A 747-nucleotide genomic window follows, 5' to 3' on the forward strand; every position below is an offset into this window, starting at 1 on the left:
GTCCTTTCGAGCAGGCCTTTTGTGCCTTCGATACCTTCCAACGCGATGGCCCGACCGCCGATGGCGACAGCCGCTTGGCCGATATCCAGTGCGCCAATGGCCTTAGCGGCCGCGCGTCCCGCTTCGATATCGCGCCAATCCGATTGCCTTGGTCCCGCGGCCGTGAGCGTGCCCTCGGCGGCGGCAAGGTCGGGAACGATCTGATGCGCGCCGACGACCGTGATTCCGCGCTTCTCCAGCCCGCGCGTGAGGACCTTCAAAAGCCCGTCGTCGCCACGCGCCAGCGCCACGATCACGGAAGGGATTATCGCCAGCAGACCGAAAGTCGGGCGTATCCGGGCAAGCTGCGGCCTGCGCCTGATCTCGCCGGCAAGGACCAGATGGCTGATGCCCCGGCGTTTCAGCAAGGGAAGCAGCAAGCCGATGTCTTCCAGCGCCAGTGTCGCCTGCTCATAAGCGGCGAAGTCCGCTTCGCGATCCACCTCGCCATCGACGAGGACGATAAAAGGCGAATTTCCCTGCCTGACCAAGCTTTCCGCCACTTCCACTGGCAGGCTGCCGCCACCGGCGATGATGCCGACCCTGGAGCCCGGCGCAAGTTCGAGGTGCGGGCTGGCGACGTCAGCCTTCGTCATCGCCATTGTCGTCGTCGCCGCCACCCTTGAGTGACGGGACGGCAAAGTGCCGCTTGCCGCGGCTGGTGATGAAATCGATGATCTTCATGGCCGTTGGCGACGAGGCGAATTC

Annotated in this window: 1 protein-coding gene and 1 pseudogene; both read right to left on the reverse strand. The window is 64.7% G+C overall.

All coding sequences use genetic code 11. From position 1 onward, the window contains the following. On the reverse strand, positions 1-635 hold a 635-nt coding region (lpxI, locus tag EOA38_RS38035), incomplete at its 3' end, for a UDP-2,3-diacylglucosamine diphosphatase LpxI (RefSeq protein WP_127301630.1). Further along, positions 622-747: pseudogene (locus tag EOA38_RS40835) on the reverse strand (acyl-[acyl-carrier-protein]--UDP-N-acetylglucosamine O-acyltransferase); the annotation flags it as partial. The gene lpxI and the pseudogene EOA38_RS40835, both read right to left, overlap by 14 nt.

The sequence above is a fragment of the Mesorhizobium sp. M1E.F.Ca.ET.041.01.1.1 genome, from assembly GCF_003997355.1.
Taxonomy (GTDB): domain Bacteria; phylum Pseudomonadota; class Alphaproteobacteria; order Rhizobiales; family Rhizobiaceae; genus Mesorhizobium.